This is a genomic window from Streptomyces sp. CRN 30 (assembly GCF_034105845.1).
Genome location: NZ_JAVRHI010000442.1, coordinates 24617 through 41540, shown reverse-complemented (window position 1 = coordinate 41540; position 16924 = coordinate 24617). Strand labels below are relative to the sequence as shown.

The following is a 16924-nucleotide window of genomic DNA, read 5'->3' as shown; positions in this document are numbered from 1 at the left end:
TTCGTCCGTGTCGTCCGGGTCTACTCCCGGCCCGCCGAGGTGAAGGTCATGTCGGCGTAGCGGTCGCCCGCCACCCGGGCCGCGAGGGGTTCCAGCAGGGCCAAATCCTCCTCGCCGAGGACGATGCGGGTGGCCGCGGCGTTCTCCGCCACCCGGCCGGGCTTCCGCGTGCCCGGGATCGGCACGACGGGCAGGCCGTGGACCTCCGCCCGCTGCTGCACCCACGCCAGCGCGACCTGCGCGGGCGAGACGCCGTGGGCCTCGGCGACCGCGCGGACCGGCTCCAGCAGGGACGCGTTGGCGGTCGCGTTGTCGCCGGTGAAGCGCGGCATGCCGCGGCGGAAGTCGTCGGCGGTCAGGTCCTTGTCGGCGTCCGCGAAGGACCCGCTGAGGAAGCCCCGGCCGAGCGGCGAGTAGGGCACGAGGGCCACGCCCAGCTCGCGGGCGGCCGGCACCACGCCCGCCTCGATGTCCCGGCTGAACAGCGACCACTCCGACTGCACGGCGGCGACGGGGTGCACGGCCTGGGCGGCCCGCAGCTCGTCGCCGGTGACCTCGCTCAGCCCCAGGTGCTTCACCTTGCCCGCGCGGACCAGTTCGGCCATGGCGCCGACGGACTCCTCGATCGGCACCTCCACGTTCCGGCGGTGCATGTAGTAGAGGTCGATCACGTCCACGCCGAGGCGCTTCAGGCTGGCCTCGACGGCGTCGCGGATGTAGGGCGGGTCGTTGCGGATGATGCGCCGCGTCACGTCCTCCCGGGGGATCGCCATGGCGAACTTGGTCGCGATCACCACCTCGTCCCGGTGCGCCGCGAGGAACGGCGCAAGGAACCGCTCGTTCTCCCCCGCGCCGTACACGTCCGCCGTGTCGTAGAGCGTGACGCCGAGTTCCAGCGCCCGTTCCAGGGTGGCCCTCGACTCCCCCGCGTCCGAGGGCCCGTACGCGAAGCTCATGCCCATGCAGCCGAGGCCCTGGACTCCGACCTCCGGGCCGGTCTCGCCCAGCCGTGTCGTCGCGATCCTGTCGCCGGTCACAGCACAGCTCCCTCCGACGCCAGGGCCCGCCCGGCGTCCGCGTAGAAGTCGATCTTCCGGTCGAGCACGGCCAGGGTGTCCTGGAGCTCGGTGATCCGCGCCAGGACTCCCTGCCGCGTCTCCTTCAGCAGCTCGAAGCGCTCGCCATAGGTGTGGTCGCCCTCGCGCACCAGCTCCGCGTACCGCACCATGTCCGCCACCGGCATGCCGGTCAGCCGCAGTTTCCCGACGAGGCCGAGCCAGTCGAGGTCACGGTTGCGGTAACGGCGCTGGCCGGTGTGCGAGCGGTCGACGTGCGGCATGAGGCCGATCCGCTCGTACCAGCGCAGCGTGTGCGCCGTGAGGCCGGTGAAGGCGGCGACCTCGCTGATCGTGTAGTGGTCCGCGCCGTCCGGACGCCGGCCGGCGCGTGGTGGGGCCGCACAGCTGTCGGCCCTCGCGCCTGTGGTCTCCGTCACCGTCATGGCCCCCACGCTAGGACCTTGGAGTGCACTCCAGGCAAGCGCATTCCGGCGATATCGCGAGGACGCCGGCGGCACCCGGTGACTACCGTGCGGATCATGACATTCGTACGCCGTGCCACGCACGAGGACGCCGCGGAGGTACTCCGGCTGCGTCAGGTGATGATCGAATCGGTGCACTCCGGTGATCCGTCCACGGACTGGCACGCCCTGTCCCTGCCGACCCTGCGCGCCCGGCTCGACGACCCGCACGGCTCCTTCGCCGCGTTCGTCGTCGACCACCCCGGGCGGCCGGGCGCGCTCGCCGCGCTGGCCGCCGGGACGCTGGAGTACCGGATCGGGCGCGCGGACAACCCCCACGGCGCCGTCGGCCACGTCTTCAGCGTCGCCACCGACCCGGGGACGCGCCGCCGGGGCTACGCACGCGCGTGCATGGAGGGCCTGCTGGAGTGGTTCCGCGAGCGGGGCGCGGTCCACGTCGACCTCAACGCCTCCGTCGAGGCCGAACCCCTGTACGCCTCCCTCGGCTTCGTCCGCAAGCCCGACCCCTCGATGCGGCTGCGGCTGCCGTCCGCCTAGGCTCGGGTCATGCCCTTGCAGAGCCTCGCGCAGATCGAGAACTGGCCCGTCCCCACCGCCGCCGCGGCGGTCGTCCGCGCCGACGGCACCGTCGCCGGAGCGCACGGCCCCGCGGGGCACCGGTTCCCGCTGGCCTCCGTCACCAAGCCGCTCGCCGCGTACGCCGCGCTGGTCGCGTACGAGGAGGGGGCCGTCGAGCTGGACGAGCCGGCCGGGCCCGAGGGCGCCACGGTCCGGCACCTGCTGGCGCACACCTCGGGCCTCGCCTTCGACGAGCACAAGGTCACCTCCGCGCCCGGGGAGCGGCGGCTGTACTCCAACGCCGGGTTCGAGCAGCTCGGGGACCACATCGCGAAGGCCACCGACATCCCGTTCGCCGAGTACGCGCGCCAGGCCGTGCTGGAGCCCCTGGGCATGACCTCCACGACGCTCGACGGCTCGCCCGCCAAGGACGGCGTCTCCACGCTGGACGACCTGGTGCGGTTCGCCGCCGAGGTGCAGGCGCCCCGGCTGCTGGACGCGCGCACGGTCGCGGAGGCGATGACCGTGCAGTACCCGGGCACGAAGGGCGTCCTGCCGGGCTACGGCCACCAGAACCCCAACGACTGGGGCCTCGGCTTCGAGATCCGCGCCGGCAAGTCCCCGCACTGGACGGGCACTTCGTCCTCCCCGCGGACCTTCGGCCACTTCGGGCAGTCGGGCACGTTCCTCTGGGTCGACCCGGACGCGGGCGCGGCCTGCGTGGCGCTGACCGACCGGGCCTTCGGGCCGTGGGCGATCGAGGCGTGGACACCGTTCACGGACGCGGTGCTGGCGGAGCTGCGCCAGAGGTAGGGCACAGGCCCTCAGGTCATCTCCCAGAGCAGCAGCTCGGCCGGGCCGGCGCCCGCCTCCGCCGTCAGGCCCCGCCCGTCCGTGAGGCGCGCCGCGTCGCCCGGACCCAACTCCGCGCCGTCCAGGCGCAGTTCGCCCCGCACCACGTGCACGTACAGGTGCGGGGCGTGCGGGACCGGCGTGCGCTCACCCGCCGCGAGGCGCCGTACGTGCAGCGTCGCGCCCGCGCGAGGGACCGCGTACGGCCTGGCGTCGGCGAGGGCGCGGACGACCTCGTACGCCGGGTCGCCGCCGGGTTCGCGCGGGGCCAGCCACATCTGGACGAAGACCAGGGGCTCGTCGCCGTCGTTGCGCTCGACGTGGCGGACGCCGCCCGCCGCGCTGAGGCGCTGCACGTCCCCGGGACGGACGACGGTCTCGCGGCCGGTGGAGTCGCGGTGGGTGAGCTCGCCCTCCACCACCCAGGTCACGATCTCGGTGTGGCTGTGCGGGTGCTCGTCGAAGCCCGCGCCGGCGGCGAGCCGCTCCTCGTTGCAGGCCAGGAGCGCGCCGAAGCGGAGGTTGGCCGGGTCGTAGTGCGGGCCGAAGGAGAAGGCGTGCCGGGACTCGATCCCGGCCGCCGGGTCGCCTCCGCGGTAGCGGTCGGCGGCGCGCCGTACGTCCATCACGGGGTCCACCGTAGCCCGGTTCAGGGCGCCGTACGGCCTTCGTCCGGGCCTCGCCCGAACTGTCACGCGACCCGCCGCCGCACACCGCCGTCCGGATGAGGCAGTCTTGTCCCGTGCCCGAACCCGAATCCAGCAACTCCGATCCGCACTCGCTCGACGCCCGCGCGCGCGACGCCCATCCGCACTCCGGAACGCTGAAGCGACTGGAGAAGTCGTCCGGACGCCTCGCCGCGCAGGCCATCGCGCGCATGGACGAGACGCTGCCGTGGTACCGGGCGATGCCCCCGGAGAACCGGTCCTGGATCGGGCTCGTCGCCCAGGCCGGCATCGCGGCCTTCACCGAGTGGTTCCGGTACCCGGACGCGCCGCAGGCCATCTCCACCGACGTGTTCGGCACCGCACCGCGCGAGCTGACCCGGGCGATCACCCTGCGGCAGACGGTCGAGATGGTGCGCACCACCATCGAGGTCATGGAGAGCGCCATCGACGAGGTGGTGGCGCCCGGTGACGAGTCCGTGCTGCGCGAGGCGCTCCTCGTGTACGCCCGCGAGATCGCCTTCGCCACGGCCCAGGTGTACGCGCAGGCCGCCGAGGCACGCGGTGCCTGGGACGCCCGGCTGGAGTCGCTGGTGGTGAACGCCGTGCTGTCCGGCGAGGCCGACGAGGGCGCCGTGTCCCGGGCCTCGGCGCTCGGCTGGAGCTCGCCGGACAACGTGTGCGTGGTGCTCGGCACGGCGCCCGACGGCGACAGCGAGCTGACCGTGGAGGCGATCCGCAGGGCCGCCCGGCACGCCAAGCTGCAGGTGCTCACCGGGGTGCTCGGCAACCGGCTGGTGGTGATCGCGGGCGGCAGCGAGGATCCGCTGCAGGTGGCGAAGTCGCTGATCGGACCGTACGCGGCGGGGCCCGTGGTGGCCGGGCCGATCGTGCCCGACCTGCTGGCGGCGACCCGCTCCGCGCAGGCCGCGGCGGCCGGGCTGAAGGCGTGTTCCGCTTGGCAGGACGCCCCCCGGCCGGTGCTGGCGGACGATCTGCTTCCGGAGCGCGCCATGGCCGGTGACCCGCACGCCCGTGAGCAGTTGGTGGAGGAGATCTACAGACCACTGGAGGAGGCCGGTTCCGCGCTACTGGAGACGCTCAGCGTTTACCTTGAACAAGCGTCCAGTCTCGAGGGGGCGGCACGAATGCTCTTCGTCCACCCCAATACCGTGCGCTACCGGCTTCGACGTGTGACGGACGTCACCGGCTGGTCACCTTCGGATGTGCGATCCGCGTTCACACTGCGCATCGCGCTGATCCTGGGGCGTCTGGCCGATGGGGATCCGCAGTCCTAGTGTTTTGTCGGGGTTCCACAAAACCCCTTCATGTTCTTCGTCCCTGTCCCCACGGGCGGCCTCGCCCGTCTCCAAGAGAGAGTGTGAGAGTGCTCGTACTCGTCGCTCCCGGCCAGGGCGCCCAGGCGCCCGGCTTCCTGACCCCCTGGCTCGACCTCCCCGGTGCCGCCGACCGCCTCGGCGCATGGTCGGACGCCATCGGTCTGGACCTCGCCCACTACGGCACACAGGCCGACGCGGACGCCATCCGCGACACCGCGGTGGCGCAGCCGCTGCTGGTCGCGGCCGGCCTCCTGTCCGCCGCGGCACTCGGTGACATCGCCGGGCTCGCGCCCGCCGCGGTCGCCGGTCACAGCGTCGGCGAGTTCACCGCGGCCGCGTTCGCGGGCGTCCTCGACGACACGGCCGCCCTGACGCTGGTGCGCAAGCGGGGCCTGGCGATGGCCGAGGCCGCCGCCGTCACGGAGACCGGCATGGCCGCGCTGCTCGGCGGCGACCCGGAGACCACGGTCCCGCACCTGGAGAAGCTGGGCCTGACTCCGGCGAACGTGAACGGCGCGGGCCAGATCGTGGCCGCCGGCACCCAGGAGCAGCTGGCCGCGCTGGCGGCGGACAAGCCCGAGGGGGTCCGCCGCGTGGTGGCCCTCAAGGTCGCGGGCGCCTTCCACACGCACCACATGGCCCCCGCCGTGGACGTGCTGGCCGAGGCCGCGCGGGCGCTGACCCCGGCCGACCCGGTCGTCCGCTACGTGTCGAACAAGGACGGGCAGGCCGTCGCCACCGGCACCGAGGTACTGGCCCGGCTCGTCGGCCAGGTCGCCAACCCGGTGCGCTGGGACCTGTGCATGGAGACCTTCAAGGAGCTGGGCGTCACCGCCCTGGTCGAGGTGTGCCCCGGCGGCACCCTCACCGGTCTCGCCAAGCGCGCCCTGCCCGGTGTGAGGACCGTGGCGCTCAAGACACCCGAAGACCTCGACGCCGCCCGCGAGCTCATCGCCGAGGCGTCGACACCTGCCGCTGACGCGGCGGGCGCCTGACAAGGAGCCCAAAGAGCATGTCGAAGATCAGGCCCAGCAAGGGCGCCCCGTACGCGCGCATCCTCGGGGTCGGCGGCTACCGCCCGACCCGGGTGGTGCCCAACGAGGTGATCCTGGAGAAGATCGACTCGTCCGACGAGTGGATCCGCTCCCGCTCCGGCATCGAGACGCGGCACTGGGCCTCCCCCGAGGAGACCGTCGCCGCGATGTCCCTCGAGGCGTCCGGCAAGGCCCTCGCGAACGCCGGCGTCTCGGCCGAGCAGATCGGCGCGGTCGTCGTCGCGACCGTCTCGCACTTCAGCCAGACCCCGGCGGTCGCCACCGAGATCGCGGACCGGCTCGGCACCGACAAGGCCGCCGCGTTCGACGTGTCGGCGGGGTGCGCGGGCTTCACCTACGGGCTCACGCTCGCCAAGGGCATGGTCGTCGAGGGCTCGGCGGAGTACGTACTCGTCATCGGCGTGGAGCGGCTCAGCGACCTGACCGACCTGGAGGACCGGGCCACGGCCTTCCTGTTCGGCGACGGCGCGGGCGCGGTCGTGATCGGCCCCTCCCAGGAGCCGCACATCGGCCCGGCCGTCTGGGGCTCCGAGGGCGACAAGTCCGAGACGATCAAGCAGACGGTGCCCTGGAACGAGTTCGGGGTCGGCGACGTCGCGAACCTGCCGCTGGACAGCGCGGGCAACGTCAAGTTCCCCGCGATCACCCAGGAGGGCCAGGCGGTGTTCCGCTGGGCCGTGTTCGAGATGGCGAAGGTCGCCCAGCAGGCGCTGGACGCGGCCGGGATCAGCCCGGACGACCTGGACGTCTTCATCCCGCACCAGGCCAATGTGCGGATCATCGACTCGATGGTGAAGACACTCAAGCTGCCGGAGCACGTCACGGTCGCCCGTGACATCCGTACCACCGGCAACACCTCGGCCGCCTCGATCCCGCTCGCCATGGAGCGGCTCCTGGCGACCGGCGAGGCGAAGAGCGGCGACACCGCGCTCGTCATCGGCTTCGGGGCGGGTCTCGCGTACGCCGCGACGGTCGTTACCCTCCCCTAGGCACTCCGTGCCGGGCCGCGGACGCGGTCCGGCGCGGGAACACCGCCCCACCCTCTGGAAATCTACGAAGGAGCGCCCACATGGCCGCCACTCAGGAAGAGATCGTCGCCGGTCTCGCCGACATCGTGAACGAGATCGCCGGCATCCCGGTTGAGGACGTCCAGCTGGACAAGTCCTTCACCGACGACCTGGACGTCGACTCGCTGTCCATGGTCGAGGTCGTCGTCGCCGCCGAGGAGCGCTTCGACGTCAAGATCCCCGACGACGACGTCAAGAACCTCAAGACGGTCGGCGACGCCACCGAGTACATCCTCAAGCACCAGGCCTGATCCCCGGATCGGCCCGGGCTGAAGGCACCGGGTCCGATCCCGTGGTCGGCCCGGTGTCCTGCCCCGCCACCCGGCGGTGGCGCCGTTCGAATCCTCGTATCCGTTGGAGAAAGAATTCCCGTGAGCCCGACCAATCGCACCGTGGTCGTCACCGGTATCGGCGCAACAACACCGCTGGGTGGCGACGTTGCCACTACCTGGGAGGGCCTGGTCGCCGGACGTTCCGGTGTCCGCCCCCTCACGCAGGAGTGGGCCGCCGAGCAGGCGGTCCGCATCGCCGCGCAGATCGCCGTGGAGCCCATCGAGGTGATCCCGCGGCCCCAGGCCCGCCGCCTGGACCGCTCGGCGCAGTTCGCGCTGATCGCGGCCAAGGAGGCGTGGGCCGACGCCGGTTTCGAGGAGAAGGCCGCCGACGACGGCACGGTCGACCCCGACCGGCTCGGTGCGGTCATCGCCTCCGGCATCGGCGGCGTGACGACCCTCCTGGACCAGTACGACGTGCTGAAGGAGAAGGGCGTCCGCCGCGTCTCCCCGCACACCGTGCCGATGCTGATGCCGAACGGCCCGTCCGCCAACGTCGGTCTGTACGTCGGCGCCCGCGCCGGTGTGCACACCCCGGTCTCCGCCTGCGCGTCGGGCGCCGAGGCCATCGGCTACGCCATCGAGATGATCCGCACCGGCCGCGCCGACATCGTCGTCGCGGGCGGCACCGAGGCGGCCATCCACCCGCTGCCGATCGCCGCGTTCGGCAACATGATGGCGATGTCCAAGAACAACGACGACCCCGAGGGCGCCTCGCGTCCCTACGACACCGGCCGGGACGGCTTCGTCCTCGGCGAGGGCGCCGGCGTCATCGTCCTGGAGTCCGCCGAGCACGCCGCCGCGCGCGGTGCCCGGGTGTACGCGGAGGCGGTCGGCCAGGGCATCTCCGCCGACGGCCACGACATCGTGCAGCCGGAGCCCGAGGGCCGCGGCATCTCGCAGGCGCTGCAGCACCTGCTGGCGGGCACCGACCTGGACCCGGCCGAGATCGTGCACGTCAACGCGCACGCCACCTCGACCCCGGCCGGTGACATCGCCGAGCTGAAGGCGCTGCGCAAGGTCTTCGGCGACGACACGGACCACATGGCGGTCTCCGCCACCAAGTCCATGACCGGCCACCTGCTGGGCGGCGCGGGCGGCGTGGAGTCCGTGGCGACGATCCTCGCCCTGTACCACCGGATCGCCCCGCCGACGATCAACGTCGAGAACATCGACCCGGAGGCCGAGGCCAACGCCGACGTCGTGCGCGGGGAGGCCCGCAAGCTGCCCGTGGAGGGCCGCATCTCCGCCCTGAACGATTCGTTCGGGTTCGGCGGGCACAACGTGGTCCTGGCGTTCAGGTCGGTCTGAGGGACGGCCCCCGCGGCCGTACGGACATGAGGAGGCCCCCACCGCCCGGTGGGGGCCTTCCGCGTGCCTGACGGGTCCTCAGGGGCTCCTGCCGAACGGGTCTCCTGCCGGACGGGTCTCCCGCCGGACGGTCAGACGACCTGGTGCAGCCAGCGCACCGGGGCGCCCTCGCCGGCGTAGCGGAAGGGCTCCAGTTCGTCGTCCCAGGGCTTGCCGAGGAGCCGCGCGATCTCGGCCGCGAGGTCGGTCTCGCCGCGCTGGGCGCGGACCAGGGCGGCGCGCAACCGGTCCTCCGGGATCAGGATGTCGCCGTGGATGCCGGTGACCGCGTGGAAGATGCCCAGGTCGGGGGTGCAGCTGTAGCGCTCGCCCTCGGCGTTCGGGCAGGGCTCCGCGGTGACCTCGAAGCGGAGCAGGTGCCAGCCGCGCAGCGCGGAGGCGAGCTGGGAGGCGGTGCCGGCCTCGCCCTGCCAGGAGAACTCCGACCGCCAGGTGCCCGGTGCCGCCGGCTGCCTGATCCAGTCGAGGCTGACGCGCGTCCCGAGGACACCCGCCACGGCCCACTCGACGTGCGGGCAGAGCGCGCGTGGCGCGGAGTGCACGTACAGAACTCCACGTGTCGTCACCGGGCCTCCCTAGTAACTTGGCGGAACGGGGAGCGGCAGGGCAGCCACGTGGCGAGGCTACCGTGCGGCGGGCCGGGGAGTGTGACGTACCGTCGGAGCCGGTGCCGGGAAACGACGAGGTTTCACCCGGCGAGACGTGTGAGCGGGTTTCCGACCGGGGGTCGGAAATGTCCCCCGGGGCGGTGGCCGTCCGGGAGGACCCGTGCTGACCGGGCGGAACGCCCGGCGACGGTCGAGGACGGCGGCACGGGCCGGGGTGACCGTCCCGTATACGAACGAGGGGACCAGGGGATGCGCGGAAGACGCCATCGGTCGCGGGTGCTGCTCGCGGCCCTGACGGCGGCGGTGCTGGGGGCGGCGGGCTGCGGCGGCCCGGACGACGGCTCCCCCGCCCCGGGCGGCTCGACGGCGAGCCCCTCCCCCACGCCCGTGTGGGACCGTTCGCCCGGCTCCCTGGCGGCCGTCGGGGACTCCATCACCACGGGCTTCGACGCCTGCTCGGTGCTGTCGGACTGCCCGAAGGTCTCCTGGGCGACCGGCAGCGACCCCGCCGTGGACAGCCTGGCGGTACGGCTCCTCGGCGCGTCCGGGGCGGCGGAACGGAGCTGGAACCACGCGGTGAGCGGGTCGCGGATGGCGGACCTCCCGGCCCAGATGAAGCAGGCGGCGGCCGAGCGGCCGGAACTGGTGACGGTGATGGCCGGCGCGAACGACGCGTGCCGTCCGACCACGGCGGACATGACGCCGGTGGCCGCCTTCCGTGCCTCGTTCGAGAAGGCCATGGAGACGCTGCGGAAGGACGCGCCGAAGGCCCAGGTGTACGTGGCGAGCGTGCCCGACCTGAAGCGGCTGTGGTCCGAGGGGCGGGCCAACCCGCTCGGCAAGCAGGTCTGGGCGCTGGGCATCTGCCCGTCGATGCTGGCCGACCCGGACGCGGTGGACTCGGCGGCGAACCAGCGGCGCGACACGGTGCGGGAGCGGGTGGAGGCGTACAACACGGTGCTGGAGGAGGTGTGCGCCGAGGACCGGCGGTGCCGCTTCGACGGGGGCGCGGTGTTCGACTACCGCTTCGGGACCACGGAGCTCAGCACGTGGGACTGGTTCCACCCGAGCGTCGAGGGGCAGGCCCGGCTGGCGGAGATCGCCCATCGGGCGGTCACGGCCCCGGAGGAGTGACCTAGAGTTCGAACATGAACGAACTCTTCGGCACACTTTCCGACGGCACGCCGGTGCACCGCTGGACCCTGGAGCGGGCGGGCACCCGGGTCCGCGTCCTGTCGTACGGCGGGACCGTGCAGTCGGTGGAGGTGCCGGACCGGGCGGGCGCGGCCGCTGACGTGGTGCTGGGGTTCGCGGAGCTGGAGGGGTACCTCGCTCACCCGGAGCCCTACCTCGGCGCCCTCGTCGGGCGGTACGCCAACCGCGTCGCCGGCGGCCGCTTCGAGCTGGACGGGCGGAGTCACGAGCTGGCGCGGAACAACGGGCCCAACGCGCTGCACGGCGGTGAGCGCGGCTTCGACAAGCACGTGTGGGAGGTGGCGCCGGTCGAGCACGGCGTCCGGCTGACGCGGGTCTCCCCGGACGGCGAGGAGGGCTTCCCGGGCCGCCTCGAGGTCGCGGCGACGTACACGCTGGACGGGGACGGCGCGCTGCGGATCGCGTACGAGGCGGTCACCGACGCGCCGACCGTGGTGAACCTGACCAACCACACGTACTGGAACCTGGCCGGCACCGGCGACGCGGGCGGCCACGAACTGCGGATCGCGGCCTCGCGGTTCACCCCGGTCGACGCGGACCTGATCCCGGCCGGCGCCCCGCAGGACGTGCCGGGCACGGAGTTCGACTTCCGGCAGGCGCGGAAGACCGGTTCCGGCTACGACCACAACTTCGTGCTGGACAAGGGCGTGACGGACCGGCCCGTGGAGGTCGCCGAGCTGCACGACGCGGCGTCCGGGCGGGTCCTCACGGTCGCGACCACGGAACCCGGCATCCAGCTGTACACCGCGGACCACCTGGACGAGCCCCTCGCGCCCGGCGCCGGCATCGCCCTGGAGACCCAGCACTTCCCCGACTCGCCGAACCGGCCGGACTTCCCGAGCACGGTGCTGCGGCCCGGCGAGGTCTACCGCTCGGAGACCGTGTACGGCTTCTCCGTGCGGTAGACGCCACCGGTCCGGCCAACCGGTCAGGCCACCACGGTCGCCGTCAGCCGGCGGTCCGCGACCGAGCGGCCGGCCTCGACCTCGTACAGGCCCTCCGCACGCGTCCAGGCGCCCGCCTCCTCGTCCCAGATCTCGAAGGCGCGCTCCGGGAGCTCCACGACGGCCTCGGCGCTCTCGCCGGGGGCCGCCTCGACCGACGCGAAGCCGGCCAGCCGGCGGGCCGGGCGGGCGGGACCGGTTTCGGTGGGCGCGAGGTACACCTGGACGACCTCACGGCCCGCGCGCTCGCCGGAGTTGCGGACGCGGACGGTCACGGTCGTGCCGGTCACGTCGACCGACTCGTACGCCCAGTCGGTGTAGCCGAGGCCGTGGCCGAAGGCGTACGAGGGAGTGCGGCCCGCCTTCTCCCAGGCGGCGTGGCCGATGAACACGTCCTCCGTGTACGGGAGCGCGCCGTCCTCCGGGACGACCTTCGTGACCGGGGCGTCCGTCAGCGAGCCCCAGGTGGTGGGGAGCCGGCCGCCCGGCTCGTGGGCGCCCGTGAGGACGTCGGCGAGGGCGGCGCCGCCCTCCTGGCCGGGGAACCAGGTGAGGAGGACCGCGGCGACCTCGTCCCGCCACGGGAGCTCCACCGGGGAGCCGGAGTTGACCACCACGACCGTGTTCGGGTTGGCGGCGGCGACGGCGCGCACCAGGTCGTCCTGGCGGCCGGGCAGCCGCAGGTCGGTGCGGTCGAAGCCCTCGGACTCGACGCGGTCGGTGGTGGCGACCACGACGACGGCGGTGTCGGCGGCGCGGGCGGCCCGGGCGGCCTCGGCGATCAGCTCGTCCGCGTCGCGTCGCGGCTCCTGGTGGCAGAGCGCGAAGGTGATCACCTTCATCGGGATGTCGTCGGGGAGCTCGACGACGTAGGTCAGGGAGACCTCGACCGGTTCGCCCGCCGTCAGCTCGGCCCGCCCGCGCTCCACCGGGGCGCCGAAGAACGCCTCGAACGGGTCGTCCTTGGCCGGGCGCTGCACGTCGTCGAAGTACGTCGTGTCGCCCACGGCGAGGGTGAAGGCGCCCATGCCCTTGACGCCGAAGGTGTGCGGGCCGCTCTCGCGCGGGGTGAAGGTGCCGGTCAGCTCCACGGAGTGCAGCTTCTCGTGGGTGACGCCCTCGGGGAGGTCGGAGCCCATCCACTGGACCGCGCCGTTCGGGGCGGAGCCGGTGCCGAGGACGGTGCCGTCGGCGTCGCGGCAGACCGCGCGCAGCTCGAAGCCCTGGTCGGCGACGGCGAGTTCCTCGTTCGGGTCGGCGCCGAGGGCGTAGGTGAGGGCGCCCTCGGGGAGTGCGGCGGTGAGGCCGTCGAGCGGGGAGACGACGTGGTCGGGGAAGACGGTGGCGGAGCCGCCGCCGAGGACGCGGGCGTCGCGGGCGGCGGCGCCGAGGAGGGCGACCGAGCCGCCGGATGGCAGAGGCAGGGCGGGCGCCCCGTCGCGGACTTCGTTGCGGACCAGGACGAAGGAGCGGCGGGCGATCTCGCGGGCCAGGGCCGCGCCGTCGACGGTGTCCGGGAGCTCCGTCACCGCGGGCTCGGCGCCCTGGAGGACGCCGACCCGGGCGGCCAGGCGGAGGACGTTGCGCACGGCCTCGTCGACCGTCGCCTCCGCGACCTCGCCGTCCCTGACCGCCTTCGCGAGGGCCTCGCCGTACACGGTGCGCGGGCCGGGCATCGCGACGTCCAGGCCGCCCTCGATGGCTCCCACCGTGGACCGGGCGGCCATCCAGTCGGAGACGTTGAAGCCGTCGAAGCCCCACTCGCCGCGCAGGACCTCGTTCACCAGATAGCGGTGTTCGGTCATCGTCACGCCGTTGACCTGGTTGTAGGCGGTCATGATGCCCCAGGGGTGGGCGTTCTCGACGATGGCCTCGAAGGGCGCGAGGTACAGCTCGCGCAGGGCGCGCCCGGAGACCTGGTTGTCCACCGTGAAGCGGTCGGTCTCGGCGTCGTTGGCGACGAAGTGCTTCACCGTGGTGCCGACCCCGCCGGACTGCACGCCCCGGACGTAGCCGGTGCCGATCCGGCCGGTCAGGTACGGGTCCTCGCTGTACGCCTCGAAGTGGCGGCCGCCGAGCGGGGAGCGGTGCAGGTTGACGGTGGGCGCGAGCAGGACGTGGACGCCCTTGCGGCGGGCCTCCTGCGCGAGCAGCACCCCGGCGCGGCGGGCGAGGTCCGGGGCCCAGGTGGCGGCGAGCGCGGTCGGGGAGGGCAGTGCCACGGAGGGGTCGTCGGCGGTCCAGCGCACGCCCCGTACCCCGATCGGGCCGTCCGACATGACGAGCGATCGCAGGCCGATCTCGGGCAGCGCGGGCAGCGACCACATGTCCTGGCCGGCGAGCAGCCGCGCCTTCGCGTCGAGGTCGAGCCGGCCGAGGGCGGCCTCGACGGCCGCCTCCCGGGCGGGGTCGTGGGCCTGGGAGCGGGGGTGGGCCATGAGCGGTGTCTCCTCGTCGAAGCGGTGACGTCCGGGTATGTCTCCATCCTGCCCCGAACCCTGTAACGCAGTAGTTTTCGTTACCTCTCCGTTACCTCACGGAGGATGGGGTTCCACCCGATTGCCGTACGGTGCCGCTATGAGCACCAGGGCCAGAAGCGAGGAACGGCGTGCCGAGATCGTCCGGGCCGCTCTGGAGGTGATCGCCGAGCGTGGTTACCGGGGCGCGAGCATGGCCGCGGTGGCCGAGCGGGTCGGACTCACCCAGCAGGGCCTGCTGCACCACTTCCCCACCAAGGACGCGCTGCTCGTCGCGGTGCTGAAGGAGCGGGACCAGTGGGACGCGGTGCCCGACAGCCCGTGGCGGCTCGACCTGCTGGCCGCGCTCGTCGAGTACAACGTCATGCGGCCCGGGATCGTCCAGACGTTCTCCGCGCTGCTCGGCGAGAGCGTCACGGACGACCACCCCGCACGCGGGTTCTTCACCGAGCGGTACGAGCGGGTGCGCGCCAGCATGACGGCCGTGCTGCGCACCCAGTACGGGGAACGGCTGCCGGGCGGGCTCACCCCGGAGCGGGCGGCTCCGCTGCTGGTGGCGGCGATGGACGGGCTGCAGTACCAGTGGCTGCTGGACCCGGAGGCGGTGGACATGCCGGGGGCGTTCCGGGACTTCGTGGCGCTGCTGGGCGGGGCGGACGAGGGGCCGGGCGCCGGGCCGGGGCACTGATCGGCCCTGGCGTCCGCGGCGATCATCACGCGATACTGCCGCCGTCCCCCACGACACGGCGACAGAAGGAGCCGGAACCCCTTGAGAACCACACATGTCCGGATCGGCATACTTGGCATGGCCCTGCTCACGGGCTTGGCGGCACCGGCGACGGCCACGGCGGCCGGGCCCGCGCGGACGCAGACCACCGCGGCCTCCCCCACCGTCGAGGAACAGCGCCTGGACCGGGACGCACCCCAGGAGATCCTGCGGCGCTCCGGGTTCGACTCCGTGGCACCCGCGTTCGCCCGCTCGCTGGCCGGGGCACGCTCGTACGCCCAGGCCGAGCGGATCGCCGACCGCGCGGGCGCGCGCCTGTGGCGGCAGGCGGTGGACCGGGCGCAGGGGCGCGGGCCGGCGCGCGGGGACCTCAGCCGTGACGACGACCGGCCGCTGTACTGGGCGCGGCTCGGGATGACCCGTGAGGTGCGCGGCTGGGAGCCGTCCGGGTTCCGGCTGACGGACGCCCAGCGCGACCGGCTCCTGGAGACGGTGGAGCGGACCTCGCGCGGGCAGACTTCCGTGCACTACCCGCGGGCCAAGGGCGTGAAGCGGATCCTGGTCACCGGCTTCGACCCGTTCACCCTGGACCGGGACACCCGGATCTCCAACCCCTCCGGCGCCACCGCGCTCGCCCTGGACGGCACCACGATCCGGACGGCGGACGGTCCGGCGCGCATCGAGACGGCCCTCTTCCCGGTGCGCTGGGACGACTTCGCCGACGGGGAGGTGGAGCGGGCGCTGCGGCCGGTGCTGCCCCAGGTGGACGTGTTCACGACGGTCAGCCAGGGCCGCGCGGGCCGCATCGACGTCGAGCGCACCAACGGTGCCTGGCGGGGCGGTTTCGCCGACAACGAGAACCTCTCCCGCACGGGGACGGTCCCGGTCACCGACCCCGCCACCCAGCCGCAGTGGACGTCCACGACCCTGCCGTACACGGAGATCGTCGCCGCGGACACGGGCCGCTTCCCGGTGTACGACAACACGAGCGTCACCGAGGTCCCGGCGGGCGGCACGCAGTCCGTCACGCGGCCCGAGGGGCCGACCCCGGGCTCGGCGGCGCGTGCCGGGGGCGGCGGGGACTACCTGTCCAACGAGATCGCCTACCGCGCGACGCTGCTCCGCGACCGGCTGGGCCTGCACGGCACCCTGCCGGGCGGCCATGTGCACACGCCGATCCTGGAGTTCGGGGCGGGCAACACCGACCCGGAGACGGGCACGGTCACCGATCCGGACTTCGTGCGGAACCGGCTGGACATCATCGACCAGGTGCGGGAGATCGTGCGGGTCGCGGCGGGGGCGGACGCCCCGAGCGCCTCGGATCAGGACGTCGCGGTCTCCGGCTGACCGCCGTCCCGCACCCGGCCGTCGGCCTCCCCGTCGCCGTCCTCCTGGATCTCCTCGCCGAGCAGGTCGCGGGCCATCAGCGTGGCGCCCGCGACCGCGCCCGGCATCAGGAGGACGGCGACGAACGGAACCAGGAAGGCGAGGCCCAGCGGGGTGCCGAAGCCCCAGGCCAGCGTCTTGCGGGCGCGCAGCAGGGCCAGGCGCTCACGGAGTTCGACGCGGCGGCGCTGGAGGGCGACGGCGGTGAGCTCCTCGGTCAGGAAGAACCCGGTGACCATGAAGCCGATCACGGGGACGACGGTCTGCCCGGCGACCGGAACGAAGCCGAGCGCGAAGAGGAGGACGGCCCAGATCAGGGCGCGCGCGAGGATGCGGAGGCTGTCGCGGGCCGAGATCCACAGGTCGCGGCCGAAGGACAGGCCGGACTCCGGGGCGGTGCCGTCCGGCGAGACGTCGCGGTCGACCTTCTCCGAGAGGCTCTCGTAGAAGGGGTCGCCGATGAGCAGGGTCACCGCGGTGAAGGTGAGGACGGAGAGCAGCAGGCCGAGGGCGAACAGCACGACGGTCAGCAGCCCGCGGAAGAGGCCCTGCCAGGGGTCGGTCCAGTCGTCGGCGAACGGGGTCGCCCAGCCGACGAAGTCCGCGCCCCACAGCGCTAGGGCGACGAGCGCGGCCACGTACAGCACGAGCGTGATCAGGCCCGGGATCAGCCCGAAGCCGTACTGCTTCCCGTGCCGGGCCACCCATCGCTGGCCGCGGAGCAAGTACGTGAATCCCACCCGTAGATCGCGCATGGGGTGCACTCTAGCCGGGCCGCGGCGGCCGT

Annotated in this window: 17 protein-coding genes; 11 read left to right on the top strand and 6 right to left on the bottom strand. The window is 73.4% G+C overall.

Annotated features, from left to right (window positions below):
• Positions 1 to 20: 20 nt before the first annotated feature.
• Entirely contained in the window at positions 21 to 1037 is a 1017-nt protein-coding gene (locus UW392_RS49345) for an aldo/keto reductase (RefSeq protein ID WP_320781937.1), read from the bottom strand.
• Positions 1034 to 1501, bottom strand: coding sequence for a MerR family transcriptional regulator (locus tag UW392_RS49340; protein ID WP_320781936.1), 468 nt, complete (start codon positions 1499 to 1501; stop codon positions 1034 to 1036). Before UW392_RS49340 ends, UW392_RS49345 begins: the two co-directional genes overlap by 4 nt.
• A gap of 96 nt (positions 1502 to 1597) precedes the next feature.
• Here UW392_RS49340 and UW392_RS49335 point away from each other — a divergent pair, with 96 nt between their 5' ends.
• Together UW392_RS49335 and UW392_RS49330 are read left to right on the top strand one after the other, a co-directional pair.
• On the top strand, positions 1598 to 2077 hold the full coding sequence (locus tag UW392_RS49335; protein ID WP_320781935.1) for a GNAT family N-acetyltransferase: 480 nt from the start codon (positions 1598 to 1600) through the stop codon (positions 2075 to 2077).
• A 9-nt stretch (positions 2078 to 2086) separates the two neighbouring features.
• On the top strand, positions 2087 to 2911 hold the full coding sequence (locus UW392_RS49330; RefSeq protein WP_320781934.1) for a serine hydrolase domain-containing protein: 825 nt from the start codon (positions 2087 to 2089) through the stop codon (positions 2909 to 2911).
• A gap of 11 nt (positions 2912 to 2922) precedes the next feature.
• Here the strand turns inward: UW392_RS49330 and UW392_RS49325 are convergent, their stop codons facing one another.
• The gene (locus UW392_RS49325; RefSeq protein ID WP_320781994.1) at positions 2923 to 3576 is read right to left on the bottom strand and encodes a pirin family protein; all 654 of its coding nucleotides are present in this window, start codon (positions 3574 to 3576) and stop codon (positions 2923 to 2925) included.
• A 116-nt stretch (positions 3577 to 3692) separates the two neighbouring features.
• Here UW392_RS49325 and UW392_RS49320 point away from each other — a divergent pair, with 116 nt between their 5' ends.
• The 5 genes from UW392_RS49320 to UW392_RS49300 all read left to right on the top strand — a co-directional run bounded on the left by UW392_RS49320 (position 3693) and on the right by UW392_RS49300 (position 8720).
• Positions 3693 to 4913 carry a helix-turn-helix domain-containing protein gene (locus UW392_RS49320; protein ID WP_320781933.1) on the top strand — a complete coding sequence of 407 codons (1221 nt, stop codon included), beginning with the start codon at positions 3693 to 3695 and terminating at the stop codon, positions 4911 to 4913.
• An 89-nt stretch (positions 4914 to 5002) separates the two neighbouring features.
• Positions 5003 to 5950, top strand: coding sequence for an ACP S-malonyltransferase (locus tag UW392_RS49315; protein WP_320781932.1), 948 nt, complete (start codon positions 5003 to 5005; stop codon positions 5948 to 5950).
• 17 nt (positions 5951 to 5967) lie between these two features.
• On the top strand, positions 5968 to 6999 hold the full coding sequence (locus UW392_RS49310; RefSeq protein WP_320781931.1) for a ketoacyl-ACP synthase III: 1032 nt from the start codon (positions 5968 to 5970) through the stop codon (positions 6997 to 6999).
• Between the two features lie 80 nt (positions 7000 to 7079).
• Positions 7080 to 7328 carry an acyl carrier protein gene (locus tag UW392_RS49305; protein ID WP_152787270.1) on the top strand — a complete coding sequence of 83 codons (249 nt, stop codon included), beginning with the start codon at positions 7080 to 7082 and terminating at the stop codon, positions 7326 to 7328.
• 120 nt (positions 7329 to 7448) lie between these two features.
• Positions 7449 to 8720, top strand: coding sequence for a beta-ketoacyl-[acyl-carrier-protein] synthase family protein (locus UW392_RS49300; protein ID WP_320781930.1), 1272 nt, complete (start codon positions 7449 to 7451; stop codon positions 8718 to 8720).
• Between the two features lie 131 nt (positions 8721 to 8851).
• Here UW392_RS49300 and UW392_RS49295 read toward each other — a convergent pair whose 3' ends face one another.
• The gene (locus UW392_RS49295) at positions 8852 to 9346 is read right to left on the bottom strand and encodes a DUF3145 domain-containing protein (protein ID WP_320781929.1); all 495 of its coding nucleotides are present in this window, start codon (positions 9344 to 9346) and stop codon (positions 8852 to 8854) included.
• Between the two features lie 291 nt (positions 9347 to 9637).
• Here UW392_RS49295 and UW392_RS49290 point away from each other — a divergent pair, with 291 nt between their 5' ends.
• Entirely contained in the window at positions 9638 to 10522 is an 885-nt protein-coding gene (locus UW392_RS49290) for an SGNH/GDSL hydrolase family protein (protein WP_320781928.1), read from the top strand.
• Between the two features lie 14 nt (positions 10523 to 10536).
• A complete protein-coding gene (locus tag UW392_RS49285; protein WP_320781927.1) occupies positions 10537 to 11508 on the top strand; it encodes an aldose epimerase family protein in 972 nt (323 codons plus the stop codon).
• 23 nt (positions 11509 to 11531) lie between these two features.
• Here the strand turns inward: UW392_RS49285 and UW392_RS49280 are convergent, their stop codons facing one another.
• Positions 11532 to 13985 (bottom strand): beta-glucosidase, encoded by a 2454-nt coding sequence (locus tag UW392_RS49280; RefSeq protein ID WP_320781926.1) that lies wholly within the window; start codon positions 13983 to 13985, stop codon positions 11532 to 11534.
• 121 nt (positions 13986 to 14106) lie between these two features.
• Here UW392_RS49280 and UW392_RS49275 point away from each other — a divergent pair, with 121 nt between their 5' ends.
• Together UW392_RS49275 and UW392_RS49270 are read left to right on the top strand one after the other, a co-directional pair.
• Entirely contained in the window at positions 14107 to 14712 is a 606-nt protein-coding gene (locus UW392_RS49275) for a TetR/AcrR family transcriptional regulator (protein WP_320781925.1), read from the top strand.
• A 117-nt stretch (positions 14713 to 14829) separates the two neighbouring features.
• Entirely contained in the window at positions 14830 to 16098 is a 1269-nt protein-coding gene (locus tag UW392_RS49270; protein WP_414497536.1) for a pyroglutamyl peptidase, read from the top strand.
• Here the strand turns inward: UW392_RS49270 and UW392_RS49265 are convergent.
• Positions 16074 to 16892, bottom strand: coding sequence for an EI24 domain-containing protein (locus UW392_RS49265; protein WP_320781923.1), 819 nt, complete (start codon positions 16890 to 16892; stop codon positions 16074 to 16076). The two genes, UW392_RS49270 and UW392_RS49265, sit on opposite strands and share 25 nt — an antisense overlap.
• Between the last annotated feature and the right edge of the window lie 32 nt (positions 16893 to 16924).

Excerpts from the sequence above, each read along its gene's own strand:
- UW392_RS49340 (WP_320781936.1), bottom strand. The coding sequence starts at position 1,501 with ATGACGGTGACGGAGACCACAGGCGCGAGGGCCGACAGCTGTGCGGCC.
- UW392_RS49335 (WP_320781935.1), top strand. The coding sequence starts at position 1,598 with ATGACATTCGTACGCCGTGCCACGCACGAGGACGCCGCGGAGGTACTC.
- UW392_RS49330 (WP_320781934.1), top strand. The coding sequence starts at position 2,087 with ATGCCCTTGCAGAGCCTCGCGCAGATCGAGAACTGGCCCGTCCCCACC.
- UW392_RS49325 (WP_320781994.1), bottom strand. The coding sequence starts at position 3,576 with ATGGACGTACGGCGCGCCGCCGACCGCTACCGCGGAGGCGACCCGGCG.
- UW392_RS49310 (WP_320781931.1), top strand. The coding sequence starts at position 5,968 with ATGTCGAAGATCAGGCCCAGCAAGGGCGCCCCGTACGCGCGCATCCTC.
- UW392_RS49305 (WP_152787270.1), top strand. The coding sequence starts at position 7,080 with ATGGCCGCCACTCAGGAAGAGATCGTCGCCGGTCTCGCCGACATCGTG.
- UW392_RS49290 (WP_320781928.1), top strand. The coding sequence starts at position 9,638 with ATGCGCGGAAGACGCCATCGGTCGCGGGTGCTGCTCGCGGCCCTGACG.
- UW392_RS49285 (WP_320781927.1), top strand. The coding sequence starts at position 10,537 with ATGAACGAACTCTTCGGCACACTTTCCGACGGCACGCCGGTGCACCGC.
- UW392_RS49280 (WP_320781926.1), bottom strand. The coding sequence starts at position 13,985 with ATGGCCCACCCCCGCTCCCAGGCCCACGACCCCGCCCGGGAGGCGGCC.
- UW392_RS49270 (WP_414497536.1), top strand. The coding sequence starts at position 14,830 with ATGGCCCTGCTCACGGGCTTGGCGGCACCGGCGACGGCCACGGCGGCC.
- UW392_RS49265 (WP_320781923.1), bottom strand. The coding sequence starts at position 16,892 with ATGCGCGATCTACGGGTGGGATTCACGTACTTGCTCCGCGGCCAGCGA.